Annotated in this window: 16 protein-coding genes; 11 read left to right on the top strand and 5 right to left on the bottom strand. The window is 58.5% G+C overall.

Features of this window, described 5'->3' with window-relative positions:
* The first annotated feature begins 287 nt into the window (after positions 1-287).
* The 3 genes from PY649_RS18840 (at position 288) to PY649_RS18830 (ending at position 4,605) form a co-directional block, all read left to right on the top strand.
* Positions 288-2,132 carry an MFS transporter gene (locus PY649_RS18840; protein ID WP_285870128.1) on the top strand — a complete coding sequence of 615 codons (1,845 nt, stop codon included), beginning with the start codon at positions 288-290 and terminating at the stop codon, positions 2,130-2,132.
* A gap of 154 nt (positions 2,133-2,286) precedes the next feature.
* A complete protein-coding gene (locus PY649_RS18835) occupies positions 2,287-3,678 on the top strand; it encodes an FAD-binding oxidoreductase (RefSeq protein WP_285870127.1) in 1,392 nt (463 codons plus the stop codon).
* 222 nt (positions 3,679-3,900) lie between these two features.
* Entirely contained in the window at positions 3,901-4,605 is a 705-nt protein-coding gene (locus tag PY649_RS18830) for a hypothetical protein (RefSeq protein ID WP_285870126.1), read from the top strand.
* Between the two features lie 57 nt (positions 4,606-4,662).
* Here the strand turns inward: PY649_RS18830 and PY649_RS18825 are convergent, their stop codons facing one another.
* Positions 4,663-5,589, bottom strand: coding sequence for an NADP-dependent oxidoreductase (locus PY649_RS18825; protein ID WP_285870125.1), 927 nt, complete (start codon positions 5,587-5,589; stop codon positions 4,663-4,665).
* Positions 5,590-5,748: 159 nt separating this feature from the next.
* Between PY649_RS18825 and PY649_RS18820 the strand changes: the two genes are divergently transcribed.
* From PY649_RS18820 to PY649_RS18810, 3 genes are read left to right on the top strand one after another with little or no spacing between them, the layout of a single operon-like run.
* The gene (locus tag PY649_RS18820; protein WP_285870124.1) at positions 5,749-6,441 is read left to right on the top strand and encodes a GntR family transcriptional regulator; all 693 of its coding nucleotides are present in this window, start codon (positions 5,749-5,751) and stop codon (positions 6,439-6,441) included.
* 10 nt (positions 6,442-6,451) lie between these two features.
* On the top strand, positions 6,452-7,546 hold the full coding sequence (locus PY649_RS18815; protein ID WP_285870123.1) for an LLM class flavin-dependent oxidoreductase: 1,095 nt from the start codon (positions 6,452-6,454) through the stop codon (positions 7,544-7,546).
* Positions 7,547-7,557: 11 nt separating this feature from the next.
* Entirely contained in the window at positions 7,558-8,064 is a 507-nt protein-coding gene (locus tag PY649_RS18810; RefSeq protein ID WP_432761375.1) for a flavin reductase, read from the top strand.
* A 4-nt stretch (positions 8,065-8,068) separates the two neighbouring features.
* On the opposite strand, the gene pepT is transcribed toward PY649_RS18810, so the two are convergent.
* Entirely contained in the window at positions 8,069-9,301 is a 1,233-nt protein-coding gene (pepT, locus tag PY649_RS18805) for a peptidase T (protein ID WP_285870121.1), read from the bottom strand.
* 497 nt (positions 9,302-9,798) lie between these two features.
* Here pepT and PY649_RS18800 point away from each other — a divergent pair, with 497 nt between their 5' ends.
* The 4 genes from PY649_RS18800 (at position 9,799) to PY649_RS18785 (ending at position 16,935) form a co-directional block, all read left to right on the top strand.
* Entirely contained in the window at positions 9,799-10,818 is a 1,020-nt protein-coding gene (locus tag PY649_RS18800) for a gluzincin family metallopeptidase (protein ID WP_285870120.1), read from the top strand.
* 85 nt (positions 10,819-10,903) lie between these two features.
* A complete protein-coding gene (locus PY649_RS18795) occupies positions 10,904-11,503 on the top strand; it encodes a nuclear transport factor 2 family protein (RefSeq protein WP_285870119.1) in 600 nt (199 codons plus the stop codon).
* A gap of 41 nt (positions 11,504-11,544) precedes the next feature.
* Positions 11,545-13,659 (top strand): hypothetical protein, encoded by a 2,115-nt coding sequence (locus PY649_RS18790; protein ID WP_285870118.1) that lies wholly within the window; start codon positions 11,545-11,547, stop codon positions 13,657-13,659.
* A gap of 105 nt (positions 13,660-13,764) precedes the next feature.
* The gene (locus PY649_RS18785; RefSeq protein WP_285870117.1) at positions 13,765-16,935 is read left to right on the top strand and encodes an ATP-binding protein; all 3,171 of its coding nucleotides are present in this window, start codon (positions 13,765-13,767) and stop codon (positions 16,933-16,935) included.
* A gap of 74 nt (positions 16,936-17,009) precedes the next feature.
* Here PY649_RS18785 and PY649_RS18780 read toward each other — a convergent pair whose 3' ends face one another.
* From PY649_RS18780 to PY649_RS18770, 3 genes are all read right to left on the bottom strand, one after another.
* Positions 17,010-17,528 (bottom strand): DUF992 domain-containing protein, encoded by a 519-nt coding sequence (locus tag PY649_RS18780; RefSeq protein ID WP_285870116.1) that lies wholly within the window; start codon positions 17,526-17,528, stop codon positions 17,010-17,012.
* 248 nt (positions 17,529-17,776) lie between these two features.
* Positions 17,777-19,039, bottom strand: a complete 1,263-nt coding sequence (locus tag PY649_RS18775; RefSeq protein WP_285870115.1) for an adenylate/guanylate cyclase domain-containing protein — start codon at positions 19,037-19,039, stop codon at positions 17,777-17,779.
* Positions 19,040-19,279: 240 nt separating this feature from the next.
* Positions 19,280-21,385: a putative bifunctional diguanylate cyclase/phosphodiesterase gene (locus tag PY649_RS18770; RefSeq protein ID WP_349644433.1), complete on the bottom strand. Its 2,106-nt coding sequence runs from the start codon at positions 21,383-21,385 to the stop codon at positions 19,280-19,282.
* 437 nt (positions 21,386-21,822) lie between these two features.
* Between PY649_RS18770 and PY649_RS18765 the strand changes: the two genes are divergently transcribed.
* Positions 21,823-22,989, top strand: coding sequence for a M20 aminoacylase family protein (locus tag PY649_RS18765; RefSeq protein WP_285870114.1), 1,167 nt, complete (start codon positions 21,823-21,825; stop codon positions 22,987-22,989).
* The last annotated feature ends 39 nt before the right edge of the window (positions 22,990-23,028 follow it).

The raw sequence follows: 23,028 nt of genomic DNA, 5'->3' as shown, positions 1-23,028 counted from the left end.
ACGCACAGTTTTCGACCAGGGCCGCAAGTTGCGGGCATTGCATTTTTCAATTTTTGCTTAACACTTCTCCTGTGCATCGGGTGCGTGACCTCCGGGGGGAGGAAATCCGGAGGCATGCACCGGCGCTGGCAAATCGCGCCAGTCCGGCTGGGGAGCCTATGCACAACGTCAACATGCAAGGACATGGCACGCGTCTGCTGGCCATGCCCTTAGTGCAACTGGGAGGAATAAAAATGGTAACCACCTCTGTAGGTGAAACTTCTGGTCGGGGTACTTCTGGCCGAGGCATGACCAGGGAAGAGAAGAAGGTGATATTCGCATCTTCGCTCGGAACTGTCTTCGAATGGTATGACTTCTATCTCTATGGGTCCTTGGCCGTGTTCATCGGTGCTGCCTTTTTCAGCGATTATCCGGAGGCAACCCGCAATATTTTCGCACTGCTCGCTTTCGCGGCCGGCTTCCTTGTTCGGCCATTCGGTGCGCTGGTGTTCGGACGGCTCGGCGATCTCGTCGGCCGCAAATATACGTTCCTGATCACGATCACGATCATGGGCCTGTCGACCTTCCTGGTCGGTGTCCTGCCCGGCTCGGCCAGTTGGGGCATCATTGCACCGGTCATCCTGATCGCATTGCGCCTGCTGCAGGGGCTTGCGCTTGGTGGCGAATATGGCGGTGCGGCGACCTATGTCGCAGAACATGCACCCAACGACCGGCGCGGCTACTACACATCCTGGATTCAGACGACCGCAACCCTCGGGCTTTTCCTGTCGCTCATCGTTATCCTCGTGGTGCAGAATTGGTTGGGCAAGGACGCCTTTGCCGATTGGGGCTGGCGTGTTCCCTTCATCGTGTCTTTCATCCTTCTCGGCATTTCCGTGTGGATTCGTCTGTCGCTCAGTGAATCGCCGGCGTTCCAGAGGATGAAGGAAGAGGGTAAGGGCTCCAAGGCGCCGCTGTCGGAAGCCTTCGGGCAGTGGAAGAACGCCAAGATCGCCCTGCTTGCGCTTTTCGGCCTGACAGCCGGTCAGGCCGTCGTCTGGTATGCAGGCCAGTTCTATTCGCTGTTCTTCCTGCAGAACGTGTTGAAGGTCGATGGCCAGTCGGTCAACATCATGATCGCCATTGCGCTTTTGATCGGCACCGGCTTCTTCGTAGTGTTCGGCTGGCTGTCCGACAAGATCGGCCGCAAGCCGATCATCATGGCCGGCCTTGCCCTGGCGATCCTGACCTACTTCCCGTTGTTCAACGCCTTGACCCGCGCGGCAAATCCGGCTCTCGCGGAGGCACAACAAACGGTCCGCGCCACAGTCACGGCAGCCCCCGGCGATTGCACATTCCAGTTCAACCCTGTCGGCACGGCGAAATTCAACAACTCCTGCGACATTGCCACCTCGTTCCTGTCCAGGAGCTCAGTCCCCTACGCCATCGTCCAAGGTCCGGTCGGCCAGCCTGCAACGATCAAGGTTGGCGATACGACCGTCACCTCATTCAACGCAGTCACTGCCGGCGCGGACGCCGCGGCAAAAAACGCAGCCTTCACGCATGATCTGAACCTGGCCCTGCAGAAGGCCGGCTTCCCGCTTGCACGCGATCCGGCCAAAGTGCCGGACGCCAAGCTGGACAGCTTCATTGCGGCAAACCCTGAACTCGGCCTGAATGCTGCCACGATCCGTGCCGGCGAAAAGACGGTCGTTTCGGTTGCCGATCTCGTCAAGGCGAAGCTCCTCACTGCGGAACAAGCCGCCGGGGCAACGGAAATGCCTGTTTTCAGCATACCGAACGCGGGTGCGTTCAAAATGGTCGCCGATCCCAATGCGGTCAATTGGCCGCTCACCATCGCCATTCTCACCGTTCTCGTCATCTATGTGACCATGGTCTACGGTCCCATCGCCGCGATATTGGTCGAGATGTTCCCGACCCGCATCCGCTATACCGGCATGTCCCTGCCCTATCATATCGGCAATGGCTGGTTCGGCGGCCTGCTTCCGGCAACGGTCTTTGCGATGAGCGCCGCCAAGGGCGATATCTATTACGGCCTTTGGTATCCGATTGCGGTTGCGGCGATGAGCTTGGTCATCGGCGTTATCTTCATCCGCGACACAAAGGGCGTTGACCTCCACGCCATCCAATAGCAACGCATGAAAGGCCCGGCGCGAAACATCCCGCCGGGCTTTTTGTCCCTGGTGCCCGGCTATTATTCGGCTCGGCGCCGTCCAATGATATCTATGCCTTATCAAATCTGCTATCAGAATTGACGAATGTTCTCGGGTAAATCGAGGCCACGTGATGAGAGAAGATTTCCTTCAATCGCTCCAGCACGAACTCGGCAGCGACGTCTTTTTCGGTGCCGACATCCCCGCGCGTTTCCATAATGACTGGGCCGGACTCGAGCCCGTCGTGCCGCTCGCCCTAGTCCGCGCGCGGAGCACAGAACAAGTCTCGGCGACGCTTCGGCTTTGCGATCGCTTCCGGGTACCGGTCGTGCCGCAGGGCGGCCTCACAGGACTTGCAGGCGGCGCTCGTCCGATCGAAAACGGCATCGCACTCTCGCTCGACCGCATGAACGGCATTGATGAGATCGATCCCGTCATGGCGACGATGACCGTACAGGCTGGAACGCCGCTCAGCGTCATCCAGGCGGCTGCAGAGGAAGCAGGGCTTTTCTTCGGGCTTGACCTCGGCGCCCGCGATTCCTGCGTCATCGGCGGCAATCTCTCCACCAATGCCGGCGGCAACCGTGTCATTCGTTTCGGCATGGCGCGGGAGCAGGTGCTCGGCCTCGAAGTGGTGTTGCCGGACGGCACGATTGTCCGATCGCTCAACAAGATGCTGAAGAACAATGCCGGCTACGATCTGAAGCAGCTTTTCATCGGTTCGGAAGGGACGCTTGGCGTCATCACCCGCGCCGTGTTGCGGCTACAGGCAAAACCTGCCGCGCTCGCAACCGCCTTTTGTGGATGCCCCGATTTTCCGGCCATGCTCGAATTGCTGAAGAGCGCTCGGCTGCGCATGGGGTCGGCTCTCATGTCCTTCGAGGTCATGTGGCCGAGCTTCTACGATTTCATGACCGGCAATCTGCCCGACCTGCGCCGTGCCTTTTCCGAGCCGCACGGCATCTACGTACTGATCGAGGCGAGCGGCCGCCATGCCGACGAAAATCGGGCGATGCTCGAACAGATTCTGTCCGACACGCTCGAGGAGGGCTGGGTGTCAAACGCCATTCTGCCGTCCTCCGAGCGCGAGACGCGCGATCTTTGGGCAGTCCGCGAAAGCGTTTCGGAATATGGGCGGCTGATGGGGCCGCAGACGGCTTTCGATGTCGGGCTGCCCACGAGCGCTGCCGGCCAAGTGGTCAGCGAGATCGAAGCCGCCATAAAGAGCCGCTGGCCGGACGCGATCGCGCTCAGCTACGGCCATATCGGCGACAGCAACCTGCATCTCGTCTGCAATATCCCTTCGGCCGGCGAGACGCAGCCGCATAAGGAAATCACCGAGCTCGTCTTCGACGCAATCCGGCAGGCGGGCGGCACGATTTCCGCCGAACATGGCATCGGCCTCCAGAAAAAGCCCTATCTCAAGCTTTCCCGGACCCCAGAAGAGCTCGCGCTGATGGAGCGGATCAAACGCGCCATCGACCCGAACAACATCCTCAATACCGGGAAAGTGCTGTCGAATTGAGGCAATCGGAAGAAATGCCGGCGAACGGGTATTGCAGGCCGGTGCGGGTGCTCCTCCCGAAAGAGTAGGTTCCGTACCGGCTTTCCACCAGGAGAAGGATCGCAAGATAGTTTAAGTTTAAACTTGTTTTTTCCGCTGTGCGACTCGATACTGAGATCTCGGCGGCGAGCAGTGAATATCGGCCCGGCCGCCAGGTTTCATAGCGAGCACGGAGAGTTCGACATGGCTTTCGCCTATCTTGCATTTTTCGAAAGCCATGATGATGGCGATCTTGCCGTCAGCGAAACGGATCTCGCAGCCGTTACAGCGATCATCAAGGCGACGCCGGGCCTCACCTCCGCAAATATCTACACGCCCGAAACAACAAATGACATGTACAACAAGACGGAGCAGTCGCCGGTATTCGGCATGCAGCTCTATTTCGACGAACTGACGGACCTCGAAAATGCTGTCGGCCCGGCGGGCCACCTGCAGCAGCTTGTGGCGCCCGGCATTCTCACCAGCATAGAAGGCGCTAAGGCGACACAGCAGGCCATGTATGTGCGGCCGTTTCCGGTCGACGACGTCAAGCTCCAAACCGGGAAGAACACATTGCCGTGCAGCTACGTCGTCCACTATACAGGTCCAGCCGAGGACCTGAACGTCTGGCTGCATCACTATGTCAGCCACCATCCGCAAGTCATGCGAACCTTCCCGGATATCCGCCAGATCGAGGTTCTATCCCGCGTGGATTGGTGCGGCTTCCTGCCCTGGGAGCGCGTCAATCATATGCAGCGCAATCGGGCGATGTTCGATAGTCCGGCCGCGTTGCAAGTCGCGTTGCAATCTCCTGCGCGCGTCGCCATGCGAGAGGATTTCAAGGCCTTCCCGCCTTTTGAAGGTGGCAACTCGCATTATCCGATGGCCACGCGGATCATCGTCCCGTGAGGGGGCAGCGTCTAAGGCCTGATATAACGGCGGTCGAGCTCGACGTCCGAGCCCGTCTTATTCCATCGTCAGCACGAGGCGTCCTCGTGAGATGGCGCCCGCTTCCATCAGCCGGTGCGCTTCGGCAGCATCCGGCAACGGCATCCTTCGCGCGACCTGTGGCTTGAGCATGCCGGCTTCGGCGAGGTCCATTATCGATTGCAGCACCTCTTTGTCGTCGGTGATCATGGCACGCGTCACCGTCACACCGAATTCGGCGCCGCGATTGGTGATGGGATCTGCCACCAGCCAAATTAGGCGCCCGCCAGGCTCCAAAACATTATATGACCTATCATGGACGTCGCCGCCCATCAGATCGAAAACCACGTCCTGACCGCGTAGTTCCGAGAAATCCTCCTGGTCATAGGCGACGACCCGGTTGGCGCCGAGACCAAGCACATAATCGCGGTTCGCAGCGCGGCAGGTGGCGGTGACCTCAGCTCCAATATGGTGGCAGAGTTGCACCAGCAATCCGCCCACCGCCCCGGCGCCGGCGTGAACCAATACCTTGTCGCCGGACTTGACCTCTGCCGTCCGCACGCAAATCCAGGCGCTGCGGCCAGGATTGGAAAGTGCCGTCGCTTCTACGAAATCGAGATTGTCCGGGATACGCACGGCATTCTTTGCGTCGCAGGCTATTTTTTCGGCATAGCAACCCTGGGAGAACACCCCAGCCACCACGCTCACTCGGTCGCCGATCGCGAATTCGGTTACATCCTCGCCGACCGCGATGACCTCGCCGGCGCCATCGCGGCCGGGAATGCTCGGCATCGGCACCGTAAAATGGTTCCTGAGATGACCAGCTCGAAGTTTCCAGTCAAAGGGGGCGACACTGGCCGCCGCCAGCTTGACCAATATCTGACCCCGCCCAGCGCGCGGATCGGGCAGGTCGACATAGTGCATGACGTCCGCGGAGCCATATCCGCGGTACTGGATCGCCTTCATGTTCTCTCCTTGGCCGTCGGATTTCGCGGGCTAGCTGCGGGCCTGCATTAACAAAATCAGCCGAAATTCGTATACTGATTTTTGCCTGTTGTCTCGGCTTTCTCTCATTATAGCGATTTTTCCATTGAATACGGCGAAAAACTGAATACGCTTTGACCGATGGACAGGCCAAGTCAAAATCTGGTGGAAACGATCTACTCCGATCTGCGGCTCAAGCTGCAGCGGAGCGAAGTGTCGTTGTTGGACCGCCTCGTGGATACGGAGATCGCGGCATCCTACGGCATATCGCGCATGCCGGCACGTGAAGCATTGTTGCGACTTGTGTCCGAAGGCTATCTCGTCGGAACGACGCGCGGATTTGCTGTGCGGGAACTTTCGCTCGAGGACATATCCGGCCTGTTCGAAGTGCGCCGCCAACTCGAACCGAGGGCAGCGGCGAGTGCTGCACGCGACATGACACCCGATGTCGAGGCGGCGCTGACCGCGGCGTTCGGCAGGATCGAGCAGACGCTGAGCGCTGGCAATATTCCCGGGCTACTGGCCGCCAATGTTGACTTTCGCAACACATGGCTCCGGGCAGTCACCAACCCGCATATGGCGGCGACCATCTCGCGTTTCATCGATTATTTTCAATCCGTCCGGCTCGGGACATTTGCCGACCCCGCCGTCGCGGCGCGCTATTTCGACGGACTTTCGGCTATCCATAAAGCCTTCCTTGCCCACGATCCGTTGGCTGTTCACGACCGCATGACGCTTTTCATGTTTGCCGCGGAAGAGGCCTATCTCTCCGTGCGCGGGCGCCAATTAGAAGAAGCCGAGGCCATCGGTTCCATTCGCAAAAGACGAAAATAAAGAGGGAAACATGATCAAATCGCATCCGCTGAAAGGCCCGAATCGGCTGAAGCTCGGCGTGTTCGCCGCCAATGCCGATGGCGGGCTGGCAATCACCGATGTGCCGGAGCGCTGGGCCGCCAGCTGGCAGGACAATCTGACCGCCGCGCAGATCGCCGACCGTGCCGGGCTGGAATTCTTTCTGCCGATTGCCCGCTGGCGCGGCTTCGGCGGCAAGAACCGGGTGCGTGAATGGTCGTTCGAGACCTTCACATGGGCAGCGGCGCTGGCCGCAGCAACCGAGAAAATCGGCCTGTTCATGACCGTACATGTGCCGTTGGTGCATCCGCTTTATGCCGCCAAGTCGCTGGCGACCGTCGATCACGTCAGCCAGGGGCGCGCGGGCCTCAACATAGTCTGCGGCTGGAACCCGAAGGAATTCGGGATGTTCGGCGTTCCCTTGGTCGAGAAGGGCTATGACCAGGCGGCGGAATGGCTGGAGATCGTCGAAAAGGTCTATGCCTCCGATGAGCCCATCGACTATATCGGCGCCTACTATACGCTGAAGGAAGCTGTCAGCCGTCCGGCGAGCCTGCAGATGCCGCGGCCGGTAACGATGAACGCCGCATTCGGCGGTCCGGGCCGCGATTTTGCGGCGGCGAGCTGCGATTATCTCTTTACGACCTTCACCGAAATCGCCGCCGCCGGAAAGCATGTCTCTGACATCCGCGAGCGGGCGGAGAAAAAGGGGAGAGACGTTGGCGTCTATACCGTCTGCCATGTCGTTTGCCGGCAAACGCAGCAGGAGGCAGAGGATTATTACATCCGCTACGCCGTGACCATGGCCGATCACGCCGCCGTCGATCAGCATATGGCCGGCAAGAAGGAATTCTCGCAGTCGCATGATCGCGACGCCTATGATCGCTACCGCCAGCGCTTTGCAGGCGGCGCCGGCAGCTATCCGCTTGTCGGCACGCCGGAAAAGATCGCCGAAGAGATGATCGCCATATCGGCCCAAGGCTATGCCGGCATCGCGCTATCCTTCGTCAACTACACACAAGAATTGCCCTATTTCTGCGATCGGGTCATCCCGCTTCTGAAAAAAGCAGGGCTTCGTGTCGAATGAAAGGGCGTAGCATGGATGGGATGCCGCACGACGACGTGGAGGCGGCCCGTCTGGCCTTTCGGGAGGGAATGGCAAAGCTTGCCGCTGCCGTCAGCATCGTCACGACCGATGGACCGGGCGGGCCAGCGGGTTTTACCGCATCGGCCGTCTGCAGCGTAACGGATACGCCGCCGACGCTGATCGTCTGCCTTAACCGGTCGAGCTCGGTCGCCGCCATATTCGATCGCAACCGCTCGCTTTGCGTCAACACGCTTGCCTCCGGCCGGGAGGCGCTCTCCCGCTTGTTCGGCGGCTCGACGCCACAGCAAGAGCGTTTCGCCGCCGGCGAATGGCTGTTCGGCAAAACCGGAGCGCCACGTCTCAAGGATGCGATTGTCTCGTTCGATTGCGACGTCGAAAGCTCGGTCGAAAGCGGCACACATCGCGTGCTTTTTTGCCGGGTCATCGATATCGCTCATGGAGAGGGAGAGGATGAGGCGCTCATCTATTTCAAGCGGCGCTATCATCGCATCCGCTAGCCGTTCAAGCGCGCTCCGCCCAGATTTTTGCGAGTTCGACCAGCGTCTTGACGGCCTTTTCCATGTCTTGCCGGCTGACCCATTCGAGCGGTGAGTGAAACGCGTGGCCGCCGGCAAAGATGTTAGCGCAGGGAAGTCCCATGAAGGACAGTCGCGAACCATCGGTGCCGCCGCGGATGCTGCCGCGCACCGGGGTCATGCCGGCGCGTCGGACGGCCTCGATGGCGTTGTCGGCGATCTCCGGATGGCGGTCGAGGATGGCCTTCATGTTGCGGTACTGCTGCTTGACCTTGAAGCTGTAGGAAGAGCCCGGATATTCGGTCATCACCTCCTTTACGATCGCCTCGAGCATGGCCTCCTTGACGGCGAGACCATCGTCGTTGAAGTCTCGGACGATAAAGCCGAGAGCTGCCTTTTCCATCGAGCCGGTCACGCCCGTCGGATGAACGAAACCGTCCCTGCCGTCCGTCGTCTCTGGCGCCACGTCCTTCGGCAGCCGACTAATGATCGCGCCGGCGATTTTGATGGCATTCTCCATCTTCCCCTTGGCGAAACCGGGATGGATCGCGACACCCTGAATGGCGATCTCCACACCGTCGGCGGAGAAGGTCTCATCCTCGATATGACCGGCCGTTTCGCCGTCTATGGTGTAGGCGAACTCTGCCCCGAGCTTTGCCAGATCGACCTTGTCGACCCCACGCCCGATTTCTTCGTCCGTCGTGAACAGGAGCTTGATCGTCCCATGTTTGATCTCGGGATTGTCGACGAGGAATTGCGCCGCCGTCATGATCTCGGCAAGGCCCGCCTTGTCGTCGGCACCGAGCAGCGTTGTGCCGTCTGAGGTGATGATATCGTTACCGATCTGATCGCTAAGCACCGGATTATCGCTGATGCGAATGACCTGCTGCGGATCGCCTGAAAGCTGGATGTCGCCACCGCCGTAGTTTCGCACGATTTGCGGTTTGACGTTCGTCCCGGTGAAATCGGGCGCGGTATCCATATGCGAACAGAAGCAGATGACCGGGACCGGGCGGTCGACGTTGGAGGGAATGGTTGCATAGACGTAACCATGCTCGTCGAGGTGCGCATCCGAAAGGCCGATCGCCAGTAGCTCTTCGACCAGAATACGACCCAGATTCTTTTGCTTTTCGGTGGAGGGCTGCGTCGACGACTTAGGATCCGACTGAGTATCGATAACGACATAGCGAAGGAAGCGATCGGTAACGGTATCGGTCATGAGCTCGGAGTCCAATGTGTGTTTGTCGACGATGGACAGCTATAGCCCTCGACGCCATCGCGGTGAATCTATTTTCGCTTTTTCGCTGCGTTTTATCGACGCGGCAACGCGCACAGCAGCTCGTCACTCAAATATGTGACGCGCAGCTCCATCGAATTGGGTAGGAAAATTACTCCATTTGGCCGATTGAGATAACTTGCGCTAGTACTAAGCTCTATATCAATTAGAAGATGCTAAATCATATGCCGCCGCGCCGCCGCCAAGTAGCGAGCAGGCAGATGCGGGCGCCCGATGGCAGATTCAATTCAACGGCGCGTTTGCGGTGAGCCGAGAGCCGAGTCTTCCGAGCGGGTGCTGCGCCTCGCCGGCTGAACAGCGAATTCGTACTTTCCAAGTTACTTTGCGGACAGAGTTTTCCGCATTCTTGACGTGCATAGCCGCGTGAACTCTAGGAGGAAGATCGCTGCCTTTGGGAGCGGTCCAACAGGGAGGGACTTATGCCTGGCACGATCACTGTTTGGGAAAAAGATCCTGCTGTGGATCGGCGCACAACCGCCCCGATACCTGACGTCAGCAGACTGCCGCTGGGTTTTAATTTTCCCGCGGCACCGCCCTTTAGCGACGACCCGGCAACCGCAGAATTCCGATACTGGAATGCTGCGGCAACGTTAAGGAGAGCTGCGGACTTCTGGGCTGCGAGTACGAAGCCGCCAGCCGAGTGGAATGGCTCTGCGGTTCTCGACGTTTTTCTCGATCGAGGGGAGGATCTGCAATCTGAGTATGACGGGCAGGCTTTGAATTTCTATCACGGCTCGCCCGCCGGAAACACGGCCATCGTCGTCTATTCCGGCGCCAGTCCCGATCTGCTTCGTCACGAACTCGGTCACGCCGTTCTGGATGCTATCCGCTCTGACTTGTTCAACAGACATCTTGTGGAGACTGACGCCTTCCATGAATCGTTTGGCGACATGAGCGCCATACTCTGCGCGTTGCAGATCCCCACGTTTTGCGCCGCTGTGCTCGCTGAAACGGGCCAGAACTTCTGGACTAGCTCGATCCTGTCGCGAATAGCCCCGCAGTTCGGGGCTGCCCTGCGCATGGAGAACCAGGACGAGGCCGACGCCGATTGCCTGCGCAATGCGTGGAATAATCATCCCTATAGCGACCCTGCCGGGCTGATGGCTGCAGGCCCGCCTGAAACGGTCGCGGCCAATCCGCACTCGTTTTCCAGGGTATTCACCGGTGCCTTCTTCGAAATTCTCGCCGGTATGCTTGCAATCAAGGCGGGCAACAGACCGCTTGAACCCGAGGATTTGCAGCAGGTCAGCTGTGATATGCGAGACATTCTGGTCGAAGGTTTAAGGGAAGCGCCCTTCGTCCCAGGTTTCTATGCAAGCATTGCGGCAGCAATGGTGGAGGCGAGCCTCGGTCCCGGTCTCGGGCGCGGTCCGGCTGTCCGAGACGTATTCCAAAACGTCTTCGTCCGCCGCAACATTCTTCCGTCTGCGATTGCCTGAGAAAGCAGCTTCGACCTCGGCGTGTACTCGCATAAATTGTCTCTTCGTTTAATACATATCATTCGTCATTGGTGGGGGGCAAAGCATGACATCCATGGGGAAAAAATACTCAGCTCGTCTGCAACTGGCTGGATTGGCACTCGGCGTAGGTGCCGGGCTTGCATTCGTGGGCACGGCAGAAGCGCAGACACCACAGTGCAGCTTCTTTCTTAGACCGGATTATCTTCGCACTGTGGTAAATCCTCCACCGTCCGATCGGCAAGAGATCATGGACCTATTGCATCGTTACAATTGGGCGCTGGACGACGCGAGCGATCAAGGCGTGGACGCCATGCTGCTTGATAGCGTGTCTTACGAGTTGTGCGACGCAGGGCGCGTCCAACTAGAAAAGACGACCGGCAAGGCACAGCTGATTGAACATATCAATCAGATAAACTCCCTGATGGGAAATACCAGTCGGAGACGACATATCGAAAGCAACACCCTTCTCAACGTCGTGGACAACGATACGGTTGAGGGCAAATCGACTATCGCTGTGACCATACAATTCACTGGGATCGAGACACCCGTGCTCGACTACACCGCGACGCTTGTAACCATGTTCAAGAGAGACGCCGGGCTTTGGAAATTCGCGATGATCGTCCTGATCCCGGATGGACCAAGGATCACTCTGAGAGCCCGTTGAAAGTGATTGCTGTCCACGGCCCTTGAAGCTCGGAGTAGATGATGCGGTCTGTTGTTTCTGCATCGCTCGTTTTGCTCGTCGCGGCCCTACTACTATCCGGCTCCGCCTTGTCGGCGTGGGTCATCGTCGATGCGGGCCGAGTCCATCGTTTCGGTACGCGCCTGACCCACCGCGATGGCCGCCTTGTGCATACATCTGCATGCACGGACAACGATCGGTGCGACCGGTTGACGGGCTGTGTCGCACCTGCTCGTCCATTGGAGCCGCTCGCAGAAGCGCTTCCTGACGACGAAGCACATCGCCGTTACGTTGAGGATCTGAAGGCCTTTCAACGCTGCCGGCATCTGGCTCAGTTCCGGGGAAACATCGACCAGACCGATATCAAGGTCGTCAGCGCCGCTGCCACCGCATCGCCTGCCGAGGTGATCTCCTTCGCGGAGATCGCCAATCGATGGAACGGCGATTTTCTCTGGGAGCCGGCCTCTGCGAGCACCGACATCATCACCAGATTCGGCGATGAGGCACGATCCGTTTTGGGCCCCATCCCGGATATCGATTGCAGCGAGGGTGAAGCAAAGGTCATACCCTTAGAAATCGATGGGGATATCGTAGACCTGAAACCAAACTTGAGTATTGCTGGGAGCCCCCTCCAATTCGAACATCGGGACACCGCCGGCAACATCGTCCGGTGGAGCACCGAGATCGCCGCCTGCGACAAGCCTTCGCTCGCGGGTAATGTTACCTATTGCGGTATGAATTCGCGCATGAGCCGTAAAATGGCAGGAAGCGTGGAATGGGTCTCGCTTTGCCGGAAATCCAGCCCGCATCTTGAAATCGATCCGGAGCCTTACTGGCAAAAGGGAAATCCGACATTCGCTCGGCTCGGGATGATCGGCTTTAATCGACAGAGTGGAGAAATCGTCTTCTTTGACGGAAGCAAGGATCGGCACGACTTCGACTGGACACAGACATTCATCCCTCCAGGTGGCCGCTCGTATGCCGACGTCAACGGTCGCGCAACGGCCGCCAGGCTTTACGACCCTACATTCCAAATCCAATGTTCCGCATGCCACGACAACAAGAGCCCCTACGTCATCGACCCCAATATCGGCCTGGCCAGGATCGGATATCAGGGCGGAGCAAAGGGCGAGAGAGCCGCTGCCTTCAGCCTTGATGACTATATCCCGAAGATGACGCGCAGCGAGCAATTGCCATTTCGGGTCATCGGTTCGGCCTATACCGCGACCTATACCGCTGATCTCGCGCGTGCAAAAACGTTCCGGGATCCCTCAGGAAACTGCACGGAATGTCATACACTGACGACACAGATGACCGGGCAACGTTTCGCGGCAGATGCCGTAGGCCGAGATCCCGTGGTCGCGAGCCCGAGCTGGACACAGGTGGTCAGCGTCCGGGCCGAGCTGATAAAACTTAGCGAAATCAATGCACACCGAACGGAGTGGGTTCGCCAGTCGGGGCCAGGCAAGATCCACCCGTGGATGGTACCTCGCGATGGCGGCAACGTTGCCGCGCGAGGAAGCGAGATTAGCGAAGAAGATTGGCGGCAATTGAGCAACTGCATTTGGGAGGCTGGAGGTGAAGAGTGTCACTACCGTCCACTCTTCACGCCCTGCCCTGCCCCCAGCACCCAATCGGGCGAAGACCGTTCTCAACCCACTGATATCTCGTCCGTGGTGCTACCGATGCCAACAAAGGAAGCCGGCGCGGATCGTATTCTCCGTCTGAATTGGCGCTATCTCAACGAGTACGGTGGCGTCCCGCAGCGGGATGACGTTCGCTTCAATATCGCGATTAAATCAACTCCGATCCCGTCATCGGGTGAAGCCCCCTTGGCAAGCGAATACCCGACGGTGGTTGAAGCCAAAGACGATAATTTCGATCCGGTTGTCGGCAATGTGGGTACCTCCGGGACAGCGTTGTTCGTTGGTAATATGTCCTACTTTGGCCACAAGCGATTTACCGAACCGACGCCTTCCGCGACCCCGCGCGAATTTAGGGCGGACCTGCCCGCCAAGTGCAACAGACGCTATCTGGCCCGCATTCTTCCCAAGCGGTTCTGTTTCGATCAGAGCGGCGTCAAATATGCGGATGAGGGGTATCTGCTTTATGCCGACATTCGGTGTGATCGCCCGTGAAGTTTATATTCGAAATAACTTATGAACGACGGTCAAGAATGCTAAGCTCGGAAGTGGGGTAAAGGTAAGTGGCACAGGCATGTAGCGTTTCGCGTGGGGGAAGCCATGGACAATATAAGGAAATGGCTGAGTGAACTGAGGCTCGATCATCTCGTCGGTATATTTGCGAAGAACCAGATAGATTTCGACAGCCTCCGCCTCCTCTCCGAAGAGGATCTGCAGGAGATGCGGATTCCTCTCGGCCCGCGTCGAAAAATCCTGGCCGGCATCAAGCTGCTGAATAGCGAACATGGCCATGCGCTGTCGTCGCCGGCGGTCGAACGCCGGCAATTGACCATATTGTTCTGCGATCTCGTCGGATCGACCGAATATGCCACCCAGCTTGATCCGGAGGATTTCACCGAACTTACCCAAACCTATCTCACGGCGTGCGCGCGCGCCGTAAAAAGCCATAACGGCATCACCGCGAACTATATCGGCGACGCATTCCAGGCCCTGTTCGGATATCCGATCGCAGAAGAAGATGATGGCGAGCGCGCACTGCGGCTCGCCTTCGATATTTTGCGGATCGTCCCGCAGATCGAGGTGCCGCGTGGACTGCCCTTGCGCGTGCGGATCGGCATAGCAAGCGGACTGGTGGTGGTCGGAGATTTCGTGGGGGCGCCTGCGGGCGTCTCGACCGTCGCTCTCGGTTCGATCCCCAATCTGGCGCAGAGGCTGCAGACGCTGGCTGAACCGCAGACCATACTGACCGATCAGAAGACCTATGAGACGACGGCAGGCGCATTCGAGTTTACGGATCTTGGGCCGCAATCTCTCAAAGGGTTTTCCTCGCCGGTGCAGATCTGGCGCGCCGAGAAGGCCAAGGATCTGCAAAATCGCTTTGCAAAAAGAACGCGACTGACGGAACTTGTGGACCGCCAGGAGGAAATGACGCGCGTCCTTGGGCTGTGGCGGGAGGTGATTTCCGAGAATCGCGGCCATGCGCTTCTGATCTCTGGTGAACCGGGAATCGGCAAGTCGCGGCTGGTTTTCGAGGTTCAGCGACAGATCCCACAATGCACGGTACTGACACTTCAGTGTTCCAGCGCCTACTCAAACAGCGCGCTCTTTCCATTCCTCAGCCTACTTAAGCGTTACGCCGGCATCGATGCCGACGACGCGTCGGACGTAACCTTGGATAAGCTCGAGGCCGTCCTTTCGCTCAGCGAGGTTCCGATTTCGAGCTCGTTGCCCATTTTCGCCGATCTGCTATCAGTGGACCAGACACGTTATCCGGCTACCGAATTGACGCCACTGCGCCAACGGGACGTGTCGCACAGGATTCTGATCGACTGGCTTCATCATGTTTCTCGCATCAGCCCGGTGCTGCTGGTGATCGAAGACGAGCATTGGATCGACCCTTCCTCGCGCGAGGTTGTCGGAATGCTCATCGGAGAAGCCGTCTCCTTTCCGATGCTGATCCTGATCACCTCTCGCGAGAAGTCGCTCAGCAATGGCGCAGAACCGGAGACCTTATCCAAGATAGGCTTGGAAAGGCTGAGCAGCGACGAAGCCGAAATGCTCGTTCGCCATATTGACGAAGGCAAAAGCCTGTCCGACGAGACGAGCCTGTCGCTTTTGGCAAAGGCGGAAGGCGTTCCACTTTTCGTGGAGGAACTGACCCGCGCGGTGCTGGCAACGGGTCACTCAGACAGTGGCGAAGTGCCGGATCCGCGGACGGCGACACTCGCCGTGCCCAGCTCCCTTCAATCGTCGCTGCTTTCGCGTCTTGACAAGATCGGCCCGGCAAAGGCGGTCGCCCAGATTGCGGCCGTGGTGGGACGCGAATTCGACGCAAAGCTCGTCGCCCATCTTTGCGGTGTCGCACCACCCGCCCTCGATCCAACACTTCGGCGACTCGTTGAATCGGACATCGTCATCCGGCAGCCGTCGACCGGCGGCCAGAACTACGCATTTGCTCACTCGCTTTTACAGGAATCTGCACGCGATACCTTATTGCGCGAACGGTGCCGCGAACTTCACGGAAAAGTTGCGGAAGCTATCGAGCAGGTGCATCCGAAGCTTGCGGCGGAACATCCGGAAGTTCTGGCCCAACATTTTGCGGAAGCGGGGCTGTTCGAACGCGCTGCTGATTGTTGGCTTGCCGCTGGTCTCAACGTCGGCAAGACCTGGGCCAAGGTGGAGGCTGCGACCATGTTCGCAAATGGCCTGGAGTGCCTGGCTAAACTGCCGGCCTCGGCCGAGCGCAATCGCAAGGAGCTTCGTCTTGAACTGGAGCGCGGCGACGTGCTTTACGCGACATTCGGTTATGTGACCGCCGGAGGTGGCGCAGCCTACCGCAATGTCCTGCGGCTCAGCGAGGAACTGGGGGATACCCAGGCGCCGATACGCGCGCTCGACGGTATCTTCGGCACCGCCTTCAATTCCGCCCGCTTTGCAGACGCGCTCTGGGCGAGCGAACAGTTGATCGATATCGGTAGAAATCGCGGCAGCCTCCGGGCGGCCGTTCTCGGGATGCAGTTCAAGGGCATGAGCCTCTTTGCACAAGGCCACTTCACACAGGCGCGCGAATATCTCGAAGCGGCACTTCGCCATATCGCAGATGCCGACGAAATCGGCAGCGATTTTCCAAGCATGGCGATGTCGTATCTTGCATGGACATTACAACTGATTGGCTTGGAGCGCGAAGCCATCGAGTTGTATCGCGCCGCTGAGGCTGATGCGCGTCGGCATTCCGCCTATAGGCTTGCGGCCTACCTTGGCAACGGCTGCATCCTCCACGCATTCCGTGAGGATACTAAGCCGCTGCGCCGCATGGTCGACGAACTGTCCGTTCTTGCCGAAGAAAATGGCTTTCGCATGTGGCAGAACATGGCCTACTTCTTCCACGGATGGCTCATGGTGCGATTGGACAACAACTTGTCGGGCCTCGCAAAGATGCGACATACCTGCGACAACTTGGGAGAGCAGGAAACCGACAAGTCCTGTTATCTCGGCTTGCTTGCCGATTGCTATCTGCGATCGGGAGATCTCGACGGTTGCTTGGCCACCCTGAACCAAGCCCTGGAACTGGTCGCCAATACCGGCGAGAACTATTTCACGGCCGAGCTGTTGCGCTTGAAGGGCGAAGCTTTGTCACGTGCAAATTCAGCGCAGGGCGAGGCGGAGGACTGTTTGTCCAAAGCCGTCGAATTCGCCCGCCAGCAGGAAGCACGAACCTGGGAGGCGAAGGCGCTGGAAAGCCTCGATCGGATCCAGGGATTGAACGCGTGAGCCAAGTGTAAACGTCCCGTGGGCGTATCTGCTGGGAAGCAAGGCACGCCCGCGGGATTGGTACCGGAGATATGCTAGTTTATCGCGGTCAGCGTCACCGACGTACCGGTAGCAGCAACATTGAGCCCGAGCTGGCCGGTCACGCTGATTAGCTGGAGATGGACAGAGCCCGAGGAACCGCCAAGAAGAATGTTGGCACCAACGCCCGCGCCGACGGTCGCCTCGGCGGTAATGCCCGTATAAAGGCCGCTCAATGCACCATGATGATAGCCGGCTGTCGGCGCGAAGACGAGCCAGACAAGACGGCTGCCGGTCGTGAAGCCGAGATCGACGCCCAATTTTCTGATGGCGCCGTTGTAGTGGTCTATGCGCTCTCTTCCGACGGACGAACGGAAAACACAATCGACTTCCTTCGCCGATCCGAGAACATACCCGACACCGCCGCCGATATCGCAAGTGAGGTAACCGATCTTCACGCCGTTGCGCTGGTCCGGTTCCTCGTAGGCTTTCTGCAAATCGGCCGCACGCGTGGCCGCCGCGCCGGTGACGATCAACGCCGCTGCTGAAAATGCCATGGTGAGTAATTTTTTCATCTTTCCTCTCCTTGTCAGAGTATTCGGGGCGTAGGGCGCCCACTCGTCGAGCCATTGAAGTCGGCTCTAACTAACGCCTGTCATCACAGAACGATCCCAGAAAATTGAGGCGGCTACCATAATTATCACGATCATAATATAAGCGCTTACGCAAGGTCCGACCGCCATCGGACGCTTCACGTTTTGCGATCAGCGTTAACCACGTCAACGTACGACAATTGGATGGAGCGTTCGTCCCGCCGTCGGTATTACGATCGGGCTTTCTGACGTGCCACGCTATTTCCATTCGCCGCGAAAGCGAAGACGTCGACGGGTTCGCCAAGGCCCTTGAGAGGGAAGGCACCGAGGCTTTCCATCGCGACCTCACAGCCTGCCATCTCGACGAAGGCCTTGGACAACAGCACGGGCCGTTTGACCTCCTTGGTCAGCGTCTCCAGGCGCGATGCCACATTGACGGCCGGCCCGATGACCGTGAAGTCGAGGCGGCTGCGGGATCCGATGTTGCCATACATCACGTCACCGACATGCACGCCGACGCCATAGCGCAGCACCTCACGGCCATTCCGACTGTTTTCCTCATTCAGCGCGTCGACCGCCGCCTCCGCTTCGCTGATCGCTTGCAGAAGATTCGAACAAGCCTTGGGGTCGCTCAGCGGAAAAATCGCCAGCAGTCCGTCACCCATGAATTTGAGGATCTCGCCGCCATGTTTCTCGATCGGCTCCGACATCGCGTCGAAATAGCCGTTCAGGAGATCGATCACATCGTCGCGCGGCCACATGTCCGAAATCGTCGTGAAATCGCGCAGATCGCAGATGAGGATGGCCGCGCCGACGGTGGTGCCGCTGCCGCGGGTGGTCGCGCCGGCAAGGATCTGCTCGCTGGCATGGGGTCCCACATAGGTGCGCAGAAGCGTCCGGGCCAAGATGTTCTTCAGCCTGATCTCGCTCACGAGCGTCAGTGCAGGCAACAGATCCTTCAGGAAGCAGATATGCTCTTCGGTAAAACCGCCCGGTACATCGGCGGCAAAGGTGACGATGTGGCGCTTGCCGAGGGTGTGGAAGATCGGCCAGGCGATGTAATCGGTCAATCCTTCGGCATGCATTTCCTGGTATAGCGGGTAGGCCGGCCGATCGGTGTCATCCAGGTTTTCAAGGTTTTGGCGAACCTCCGTGGCGCCGTTGAAAATCTCGTTGATCGGGCTCGCCAGAAACTGCGGCGTCGTCTCGACGCCATAGCTGAATGTGCTGAGATTGGCCTCCCTAAGCCCCGTGCGCCAGAGAATTCGTGCACCGAGCCATTGCGGATGAAGGGTTCTGAAATGCAGCGTCGCCCTACCGACAGGGACGCCCGCCGCCCGCAACCTCTCGCACAGGTCCACGAGAATATTGTCGATGAAGCGCTGTTCGCGGGTATCATGCACCAACCAATCGAGGATCGCACTCCGCCTTGTTGGCCAGCTTCCCGGGCTCTCGACATGCGATCCGACTGCCGCTTCTGGTGAAAGTTGCATTACCCATACCCCACGAATACTTGCTCTTTGCTGGCGCGCAATGATCCGCGCCGAAGCGGAGAATATACGCCTGTTGTCGTGTCTCTGGAACGACAATTGACCTCGACCATCGATTTTGTAAACCGATGCGCGAAGGTATATCGCCTTCGCACACGGTGTATTCAAAGGCAGATAAGGTCAACCTCGGCGTTTGTTAAGAGTGAGGTGGTCGGCTTATTTGTCCGCCTGTTCTCTCCGAGATCAGGCCGAATGGGCAGCAGAATGAACCGCCGGTTCCTCCAGAGGCTTTGCCGTGGCCGTTTTTCCCAAAAGCTCCGAACCCGTCAGGGTGATTTGGCCGCTGGTGACGATCTGGTTCAGAGGTACGGGGCGGCCCAGCAAATATCCCTGTGCCTCATCACAGCCTTCCGCGCTCAAAAGCGCAAGTTGGCCATGCGTCTCGATGCCTTCCGCCAGCACCGGAATATCTAGGCTCTTGCCGAGAGCCAGCACAGCGCGAATGATCGCCTTGGCCTGCGGATTGGATTCGATTTCGCTCATGAACGAGCGATCGAGCTTGATCTTGTCGAAGGGGAAGGAGCGCAGCGTGTCGAGCGACGAATACCCCGTCCCGAAATCGTCAAGAGCGATGCTGACGCCGAGTGCCTTGATCTGGCGCAGCATATGTAGTGAGCGCTCCCGATCGGCGAAGATGGTCGATTCCGTCAGTTCCAGTTCCAGTCGATCTGCTGGCAGTCCCGTTTCAATCAGGATTTCGAGGACGAGCTTCGGCAGATCGCCATGCGCGAATTGAACCGGGGAAAGATTGACGGCAACCTTATACGGAGGGTCCCAGGACGCCGCCTTGGTACAAGCGGTTCGCAGCACCCATTCCCCCATTTGCTGGATCAGGCCATTTTCCTCCGCCAGCGGGATGAACTCCGAAGGTGGAATGAATCCATGTTGCGTATGCTCCCAGCGAAGGAGGGCCTCATATCCGCAGACTTCGCCGGTCGAGATGGACGTCTGTACCTGGTAATGAATATCCAATTGGTTGTTTTCGATTGCTTGCCGAAGCTCGCTTGCCAGGGTCCTGCGCGCTCTGACGATTTCATCCATTGATTGCTCGTAGAGGCAAACCGCGCGCGTGATGTCCGTCTTGGCGCGGTACATGGCGAGGTCTGCGTTATTGATCAAGGCCTCTTTGTTGTCGGCATTATCGGGGTAGAGGGCAACGCCAATGCTGGCTCCCGGGACGACCTCATAATCATCGAGCCGAATGGGCTTGAAGAGAGCGGCTTCGAGACGCGCCAGAAAATCGGCAAGGCCGGCCTGGTGCTGCATGCGGTAAACAGCAGCAAATTCATCGCCGCCGAGCCGGGAAGCGAATTCGCCGTCACCCAGAAGATTGCTCATGCGCCGCGCGAGGATCTTTAACACCTCGTCGCCGGCGGCATGGCCACGAAGATCGTTAATCTCTTTGAAGCGGTCGAGATCAATGCCAATCAGAGCAACCTTACCTCCCGTTTCGTCCGCGATACGGAGTTCATGATCGAGATGATCGTTGAAGCTTGCCCTGTTCGGCAGGCTGGTCAAATTATCATTCATGGCCATGTGCCGAAGTCGTTCATACGATTCCGCGCGCATGCTGGAATCGATAAGATAGCTGGCAAGCCCTGCACCGACGATGATTAACGCAACCCCGGCAACGGCCAGTGCAAGCGCCTGCAGGGCGGCTGGGTTCGAAAAAGAGCCGTCGATCAGCATCGGAGAAACGCGGAAAGCCGTCATTCCAGTGAAATGCAGGCTGACGATCGCCAGAACGAGAAAGCCCATCGCGATATATTTATCGTTCCGGGAGACGCGGCGCATCGCGAAATGCAGGGCCAAACCAGAAAATACGACAGAGAGGAAGATCGACGCCGCGAGGTAGGACCGGTCCCACGAGACGATGCCCTGCACGCGGTAGGCCATCATGCCGGTATAGTGCATCGCGACGATCGCAAGACCGACGATACCCCCTCCCACGGTAGGTGCCAGCCCCGTGAGGCCGCTCGCTGCCACAACAAGGCCCAGTTGAACACCGACCATGGCGACCAATAGCGACACAATGGTCATGACCGGATCGAAGCTCACCGGCGCATCCGGATAATAGGCCAGCATTGCGATGAAGTGCGTGCACCAGATCGCGGAGCCGGCCGCTGCCGTCGTCAGAAGATGCCACCCGATCCGCTGCGCGCCTGTCGTGCTGGCTGCCCGGTCGAACAGGCGGATGATAACCCAGGATCCCGCGATGCATACAACTGCTGCAACGATCACCAGCCAGATATTATGTTTGCCGACAATACAGCCCAATACGGTCATCATTATCTAATAGCTTTCAAGACGCAGAAGTGCGCTTAGCATTATTCTCTAAATTCCGTTTCTTTAATTCTAGTGAAGACAGTCAGCCCATTAAGGTGCGGCCATCCACAACGTCGAAACTGTTACCAAACCTCACCGACATTTCCGGTCCTCGGCGGCTACGAGCGTCTTGCCCTGAACAGCGGAAATCGGCGTATGGTTTGCAGGGCGCGATCTGCGCTCGCTTCGACTTGGCCTCCAATTGAAGACGCACATGCCGGGTATTAACCGCTTTTCCTATCAAGTGGGAAAGTGTGTCTGCAGTACCTTTTGCTGCTCGCAAATGTGATTATACCAGCATGCCGCTCAAGACTATGGCAAAGATAGTCCCGGACCGTTCTCCGTTTCGCGGGCGGCGGCAATCCGAGCGCCAACAATAGACCATCGCAAGGAGGCGATTCATGAACCCGTCCGAAACGTCGCGGATCATCGCAAACGAGGCCAAAAACTGGCGCCGCGAGATTCACCAATATCCGGAGCTTCTGTTTGACCTGCCGCGCACCGCGGCGATGGTGGCGGAGAAGTTGAAGGCCTTCGGCTGCGACGAGGTGGTGAGCGGGATTGCCAAATCAGGTGTCGTGGCGGTGATTAATGGCAACCGGGGCAATGGCAAAACCATCGCCCTTCGTTGCGACATGGACGCACTGCCGATGTCGGAACAGACGAACCTGCCCTATGCATCGAAAGTGCCGAACATGATGCATGCTTGCGGACATGACGGCCATACCGCCATTTTGCTCGGCGCCGCCAAGCGCTTTACGGCTAATCGGGATTTCGCCGGCGAAATCGTTCTGATCTTCCAGCCGGCGGAGGAAGGTGGCGGCGGCGGACGCGTCATGCTGGAAGAAGGACTGCTCGATCGCTTTGGCATCGATGAAGTCTATGGAATGCACAATCAGCCGGGACTTGCCGTCGGTTCGTTCGCCATCCGCAGCGGCCCGATGATGGCAGCAGGCGATCGCTTCGTTATCACCATCAATGGGCGAGGTGGACATGCGGCTTCGCCGCATCTTGCCCGCGACCCGGTGCTTGTCGCTTCGCATGTCATCGTCGCGCTCCAGTCGATCGCATCACGCTTTACCGATCCGTTCGATCCGGTGGTCGTCTCCGTCACCTTCATCAGCGGCGGTGACAGGAAAGCGCTGAATGTCATCCCTCCCGCGGTCGAAGTCGGCGGCACGATCCGGACGATGCTACCGGCGACGCGCAAGGCCGTCGAACAGCGGTTTCGAGATGTGGTCTTGGGGACGGCGAAGCTCTACGACGCGCAGGCCGAAATCGATTGGCGTCCGGGATATCCGGTGACCGTCAACAATGCCGAGAAGACTTCGGTTGCAATCGCTGCCGCCAGCAGCATCGTTGGCGCCGAGCGTGTCGACGGCAACTGGCCAATGACGATGGGCTCGGAGGACTTTTCCTACATGCTCGAAAAGCGGCCCGGCGCGATCATCTGGCTCGGCAATGGCGACAGCGCTGATCTGCACAATCCTGCATATGATTTCAATGACAATGCGATCGCTTACGGCATCGATTATTGGGCAGCCCTCGTGGCGCAACAACTGTCGTAGCTGAGCGGAAGACCGCAACCTCGGCTGCCATGGGTCGTC

The organism is Rhizobium mayense, from assembly GCF_030272705.1.
Lineage (GTDB): Bacteria > Pseudomonadota > Alphaproteobacteria > Rhizobiales > Rhizobiaceae > Rhizobium > Rhizobium mayense.
This window is presented reverse-complemented; position numbering and strand designations above follow the sequence as displayed.

What these genes read in the sequence shown, in the direction of transcription:
- PY649_RS18840 (WP_285870128.1), top strand. Translation starts at nt 288, where the DNA reads ATGACCAGGGAAGAGAAGAAGGTGATATTCGCATCTTCGCTCGGAACT.
- PY649_RS18835 (WP_285870127.1), top strand. Translation starts at nt 2,287, where the DNA reads ATGAGAGAAGATTTCCTTCAATCGCTCCAGCACGAACTCGGCAGCGAC.
- PY649_RS18830 (WP_285870126.1), top strand. Translation starts at nt 3,901, where the DNA reads ATGGCTTTCGCCTATCTTGCATTTTTCGAAAGCCATGATGATGGCGAT.
- PY649_RS18825 (WP_285870125.1), bottom strand. Translation starts at nt 5,589, where the DNA reads ATGAAGGCGATCCAGTACCGCGGATATGGCTCCGCGGACGTCATGCAC.
- PY649_RS18820 (WP_285870124.1), top strand. Translation starts at nt 5,749, where the DNA reads ATGGACAGGCCAAGTCAAAATCTGGTGGAAACGATCTACTCCGATCTG.
- PY649_RS18815 (WP_285870123.1), top strand. Translation starts at nt 6,452, where the DNA reads ATGATCAAATCGCATCCGCTGAAAGGCCCGAATCGGCTGAAGCTCGGC.
- PY649_RS18810 (WP_432761375.1), top strand. Translation starts at nt 7,558, where the DNA reads ATGGATGGGATGCCGCACGACGACGTGGAGGCGGCCCGTCTGGCCTTT.
- pepT (WP_285870121.1), bottom strand. Translation starts at nt 9,301, where the DNA reads ATGACCGATACCGTTACCGATCGCTTCCTTCGCTATGTCGTTATCGAT.
- PY649_RS18800 (WP_285870120.1), top strand. Translation starts at nt 9,799, where the DNA reads ATGCCTGGCACGATCACTGTTTGGGAAAAAGATCCTGCTGTGGATCGG.
- PY649_RS18795 (WP_285870119.1), top strand. Translation starts at nt 10,904, where the DNA reads ATGACATCCATGGGGAAAAAATACTCAGCTCGTCTGCAACTGGCTGGA.
- PY649_RS18790 (WP_285870118.1), top strand. Translation starts at nt 11,545, where the DNA reads ATGCGGTCTGTTGTTTCTGCATCGCTCGTTTTGCTCGTCGCGGCCCTA.
- PY649_RS18785 (WP_285870117.1), top strand. Translation starts at nt 13,765, where the DNA reads ATGGACAATATAAGGAAATGGCTGAGTGAACTGAGGCTCGATCATCTC.
- PY649_RS18780 (WP_285870116.1), bottom strand. Translation starts at nt 17,528, where the DNA reads ATGAAAAAATTACTCACCATGGCATTTTCAGCAGCGGCGTTGATCGTC.
- PY649_RS18775 (WP_285870115.1), bottom strand. Translation starts at nt 19,039, where the DNA reads ATGCAACTTTCACCAGAAGCGGCAGTCGGATCGCATGTCGAGAGCCCG.
- PY649_RS18770 (WP_349644433.1), bottom strand. Translation starts at nt 21,385, where the DNA reads ATGATGACCGTATTGGGCTGTATTGTCGGCAAACATAATATCTGGCTG.
- PY649_RS18765 (WP_285870114.1), top strand. Translation starts at nt 21,823, where the DNA reads ATGAACCCGTCCGAAACGTCGCGGATCATCGCAAACGAGGCCAAAAAC.